7 protein-coding genes are annotated in these 4,825 nt (G+C 39.7%); 3 read left to right on the top strand and 4 right to left on the bottom strand.

Features of this window, described 5'->3' with window-relative positions; translation table 11 throughout:
* Window positions 1–66: 66 nt before the first annotated feature.
* Window positions 67–573 carry a phage major tail tube protein gene (locus ACFIKU_RS09225; RefSeq protein ID WP_375642741.1) on the bottom strand — a complete coding sequence of 169 codons (507 nt, stop codon included), beginning with the start codon at window positions 571–573 and terminating at the stop codon, window positions 67–69.
* Complete coding sequence (locus ACFIKU_RS09220; RefSeq protein WP_375657332.1) at window positions 573–1,808, bottom strand: phage tail sheath subtilisin-like domain-containing protein; 1,236 nt, start codon at window positions 1,806–1,808, stop codon at window positions 573–575. Before ACFIKU_RS09220 ends, ACFIKU_RS09225 begins: the two co-directional genes overlap by 1 nt.
* Before the next feature lie 393 nt (window positions 1,809–2,201).
* On the opposite strand from ACFIKU_RS09220, the gene ACFIKU_RS09215 reads away from it, so the two are divergent.
* From ACFIKU_RS09215 to ACFIKU_RS09205, 3 genes are all read left to right on the top strand, one after another.
* Window positions 2,202–2,954: a phage antirepressor KilAC domain-containing protein gene (locus tag ACFIKU_RS09215; RefSeq protein WP_375642689.1), complete on the top strand. Its 753-nt coding sequence runs from the start codon at window positions 2,202–2,204 to the stop codon at window positions 2,952–2,954.
* Window positions 2,951–3,229, top strand: coding sequence for a hypothetical protein (locus tag ACFIKU_RS09210; RefSeq protein WP_375642688.1), 279 nt, complete (start codon window positions 2,951–2,953; stop codon window positions 3,227–3,229). Before ACFIKU_RS09215 ends, ACFIKU_RS09210 begins: the two co-directional genes overlap by 4 nt.
* 123 nt (window positions 3,230–3,352) lie before the next feature.
* Window positions 3,353–3,604, top strand: a complete 252-nt coding sequence (locus ACFIKU_RS09205; RefSeq protein WP_273724621.1) for a type II toxin-antitoxin system prevent-host-death family antitoxin — start codon at window positions 3,353–3,355, stop codon at window positions 3,602–3,604.
* A gap of 65 nt (window positions 3,605–3,669) precedes the next feature.
* Here the strand turns inward: ACFIKU_RS09205 and ACFIKU_RS09200 are convergent, their stop codons facing one another.
* Together ACFIKU_RS09200 and ACFIKU_RS09195 are read right to left on the bottom strand one after the other, a co-directional pair.
* Window positions 3,670–3,978 carry a HigA family addiction module antitoxin gene (locus ACFIKU_RS09200; RefSeq protein ID WP_273721170.1) on the bottom strand — a complete coding sequence of 103 codons (309 nt, stop codon included), beginning with the start codon at window positions 3,976–3,978 and terminating at the stop codon, window positions 3,670–3,672.
* A gap of 10 nt (window positions 3,979–3,988) precedes the next feature.
* A complete protein-coding gene (locus ACFIKU_RS09195; RefSeq protein ID WP_208439775.1) occupies window positions 3,989–4,267 on the bottom strand; it encodes a type II toxin-antitoxin system RelE/ParE family toxin in 279 nt (92 codons plus the stop codon).
* Window positions 4,268–4,825 lie beyond the last annotated feature (558 nt).

Raw genomic sequence — 4,825 nt, 5'->3', positions numbered from 1 at the left:
GTTCTTTTCCTTCAAAGGTAACCGGTACAAGTAATTTATGTGTAATGCTTGTTTGTACTGTCATTTTTATAATCCTATATTTACTCTATGGTCTGCTAATTGATTGATACCATTGAATTTTCTCACCAAGTTAAGGACATCTATCTCAACAATTTCAACATCCTTTTGAACATATTTGAAATACTGCAATGTGAAGGTAGCTGTGGATGTTGCTTTGCTTCCCGGTTGCCATTCTGCCATTTCAAAGCTTTTGCATAGTCCTCTCATGGTAATGACAATACCTTCTGCAGGTGTGCCTTGTGCTTGCATTGAACTGCGCAATGAAATGTCGACATCAGTGCGTCCCAACAGTGTCATTAATTCTGGAGAGCAATCAGAAATGGTCATGCTAAGCGTGAGGGTTTCAAGACCAAGATCAACCTCAATGGAGCTATCCATGCCTCCTCCACGATAGCTTTCAACAACCAAGTTCAAATTCGGTAATGTTACGCTTTCACATTTTGCTTGATAGGGAATACCGTCGACAAAAATGTTAAAATATTTCAAAACTCTTGGTAAAACGGGGATAGCCATTAAAAGATCTCCTCTAAATAATCATTCACAATGCGTGAACGGAATGTGATGTGTTCTGCTGGTGTTGTTGGTGTGAATTCGACATTGAAATAGACTCTGCCGCCTTCAATAGCGCTTGCTGTATTCAACTCTGGATCGGGCGTACAACGCCCACCAAGGATGGCGCCTTGTGCTTTTAAATCACGCAAATAGGCATTGACGCTTTCACTCACGTCACTCATGTAGGTTTTTTTGATATTGCGGTCGACAGCCCATAGATGCCCGCGCAAAATGGCGTCATTGATCATATCTGCGGTTCTCACCACCGATAAGAAAGCAAATTTTGTATCGCTTGAAAGGGTGCGATTACCCCAAAGACGATAACCATTTTCGCGGATAATTGTTGTGATGTTTTGTTCATTAAGAAGGTTGGCACGGCTGGATCTGTCCCCAATGGAAAAATCAATGGGGCGTGCAATACCAACAATGCCATTGATCACTTTGTTTGAAGGTGAATGCCAAAAACCGTGTGTAAAATCAGTTTTAGCAATGACACCTGCAACTGCTGCACTTGCTGGCTGTTCTAAGATTTTTCCATCACGATTCACCTTTACAAAAGGGTCAATGATAATAGCGCGCTTTGAATCAAAATCCTTGGCTGTGCTGAGTGCTGCTTCGTCTGTTGTGTTTGGGGCATCAAGCACCACAATAGCGCGTAGGCGTTCAGCAATGCCAATGAGTTCTGCCGCTACAGGATTAGAAGTGGTACTGATTTCGGCTTTAGCTGTCGCTCCAGTGCCATCTCCTTCAATACTCACACTGGATTGGCGTTGATGTGTAAAGCCTGGAGCAATTAGAATACGTGGTGTTTGTCCCACAATAGATTGTGCTCCAATGAAAGCATGAACACCTTCATAGGCGCCATTTTCGTTCACACCGCCTAGAATATTGGTGAGTGTTGCGTTTTCACTGTCACCTTCTTTCACACGGATGACAACAACAATTGCTCCCACTTGCTTGAAAATAAGATCAAGAGCATTGGGTAAAGTACCACGTTGTTTACCTGTTTTATCTAGTTTTGCTGCTTGTGAAAGAGAGCCTGCTATCAAAACTGGTGTATTAAGAGGAAAGACTTGTTCATCTGCATCGGGCGCTGTGCCAACAATTCCAATAACTGCCGATTGAACCGCGCGAAGGGGGCGGGTGCCGTCGTCAACCTCAACGACTTCAACACCGTGTAGAAAACCTGTTGCCATACTTTATACTCCTTTAAAATAGTGGCTAATGAAGTGAATGTGAAAAAATGAGGGATGAAGAGCTGTGTTTTTCAATGCTCGGCATCCAAAGATGAAATAAAAAAATTATGGAAATCTGCTTGACATTATTTCTGCGGTGTGTATTTTCGAATCAGGTGCCTAAGAAACACCTTGATAGCAAGCGGATTGATTGTCGAAATAATCAGTTTTCCGCACATTAAAAAGCTTTGACTCATTGTATGTTACACGCATATAATGACTTTGTCGGGTGTAGTTACGCTATACAATACCCTTTTGGGAAAAGCATAACGGCGGACTTGCTACCGTGTTTCTTAACACCCGACACTCTTGTAGAGTGTCAATAAGAAACCTCTAAGTAGCAAGGAGTTCTTTATGAACAATCTCATAGAAACTAAAGAAAGTACTTTTAGTGAAGCAACCATTCAGACTATGTCTAGTCGCGAGATTGCTGATTTGTGTAAAAAACAACACACGCATATTATGCGTGATATTCGAAAAATGTTAGGAGAATTATACTCTGAAAGTACTGAATCCAAATTTGGATTGAGTGAATTTACAGGGGTATACAAAGATTCAACAGGTCGCTCTCTTCCTTGCTATCATCTACCAAAACGTGAATGTTTAATTCTTGTTTCAGGTTACAGCACTGCCTTACGAGCTAAAATCATTGACCGTTGGCAAGAATTGGAAAGGCAGGCTACAACACCACGAGTAGATCTTGCCAATGCTTTGGAAAATCCTCTTACGATTAAGCAACTCCTTTTAGAGAGTATCAATCAATTAGAAGACTTAAGAAATGAGGTGAGTACACTCAAGCCAAAAGCAGAAGCACTTGAAGGCTTAAAGCGTTCTGATGGTCTGTTTGGTCTTATTGAAGCAGCAAAGATGCTTGAAGTACGACCAAAGGACTTAACCGATTACTTGCGTAAACATGATTGGGTGTATCGACGGGCTCCAGGGGCGCCTCTGTTACCCTATCAAGACAAAATTAAGAAAGGATTCATGGACTGTCCTGCTATCACCATTCAAAGACCAGACGGAACAGAGAAGGTACTGCCTTCAACGAAAATCACATCTAGAGGATTGGCATGTTTAAGAGAACAAATCCATGGAGGTGTACAATGAATACGAGTATCGACTTTTTATGTGATTTGTGGATGGCATTATTTCAATTTTCTGATCGTGATGATGTTGAAGATAAAGCTTTTAATGCTCTGATTGAAACCATGGATGCAATAGAAAAAGCTTTGATTTTAAAACTTCAAGATGAATCACCAAACGCACTCAGGATTCTAGCAATGGTTACAAATTTTGGATCTTTAAAACCTCCTTCTATTATGGAGCCTTTGTTGAAAGCTTACGAGCCGAGTTTGAAAAATTCTGTTGCAAAGGTAGCTTAATTTAAAAACACGATTTATCTCCTCGTCTTCAAAGGCGGGGAGGTGGTTAATGCCGTAAAATATCTTTACATAATACACATTATACGTATAATACGTATTATGCATTAAAGATAGGATGTGCATATGAAAAAATATAGTTTTACAGATGTAAACCGCGGGGCAGGCGATATTTTAGACGAGGCTATGTCTACACCTGTAGCTTTAACAAAGCGAGGGCGTGAAAAAATCATTATGCTTCCTGTTGATTTATATCATGAATTAATAAAAGCGCGTTCTCGTGTACAATCTTTTGTTTATGCAGATGCACCGCAAAATATATTAGACGACTTAGATCGTGGTTTAGATGATATTTTAAATGGCGACGAACATGTTTAAAGCAGGGGATGTCATTATTTATCTAGTATTTCATAAAACATCGTCTCTTCAGAGTGAGGAAGAGATCAAACAGCGTGAAGTGTTGGAACTTTGCTAACATTTGTTTCGCGTTCAGCATGCCACGCATCATAATTGGCTTGCATACGTAACCATATAGCAGCTCCATCACCAAACATTTTGCCAAGACAAGCGGAAATAGCAGGAGAAACAGGCTTTTTTGCGTTCAGAATATCGTAGAGATGTTGGCGTGATATACCAAGCATCTGCGCAATTTCTGATTTTGTTTTGCCTGTTTCAGGAATAATTTCTGCTAAAACTTCTCCTGGATGAGTAGGACAACGGTTTTTATCTCTTTGTGCAGGAATGTCATTCATAACTGTATCCTTAGTGATATTGTTCAAGATCAACACGGTAAGCATTACATGAGTCAAATTCAAAGGTAATACACCATGGTCCGTTAACGTGGACAGTGTAACGAGTGGGTGAATATCCAATCAAAGAATGAAAGTTGAATCCTGGAAGATTCATATCTTCTGGTCTTTCAGAAAAATCTAAACGATCAAGACGAACCATGATACGTTTTATAAGTTTCTTATCAATCTTGGATGAATTTCCCGTTTTGAATAATTCTGCCAATGTTTTGCTTTTAAACGTTTTAATCATTCTTTTATATAGCGTAAAATACTTATAATGTCAACAAATAGCTTACATTATAAGTGCTAAAATGGAAAAAAATAGTAACATCCCATTGGAAAGCCTAATAGCTTAGACTTGTTTTTCTTTTCTCCACCTCATGCGTAAAGAGAAGGATAGGTGCATGGAGGGGATAAATTTGCACGTCAACATCAAGGATTTTACAACCGCATCAAAGGCTTTCTGATCAAATATTGCTAAAAACTTAGATCCCTTGCCTTTCTTAATAAAGTGAATACGAAGTTTAAATTCTATTGTCATCTTGCTCTCCAAATCAATGAAGAGACTATAACAAGCATCACCATGCTCGATAAGACTGACACTGTCAGTCAAAAAGGGCTTTAAAAGGGCTTTGAACGAGCGATAAAAGGACTTAAAAACATATAAGCCTGCTTATAGAACAGCTATCCATTTGACTTCTGTCGTATCTTGGTTACTTGTGCATCCATTTATTCTTTCCATAATCTTATAAGAACAGCACCATCCGCTCCAGCACCGCTGTCATATTCATCCCTACTAGCACCGGCA

It is taken from the genome of Bartonella sp. CM120XJJH (assembly GCF_042194715.1).
Classification (GTDB): Bacteria; Pseudomonadota; Alphaproteobacteria; order Rhizobiales; family Rhizobiaceae; genus Bartonella.
The sequence above is the reverse complement of the archived record's forward strand: the minus strand, read 5'-3'. Positions and strand labels throughout refer to the sequence as shown.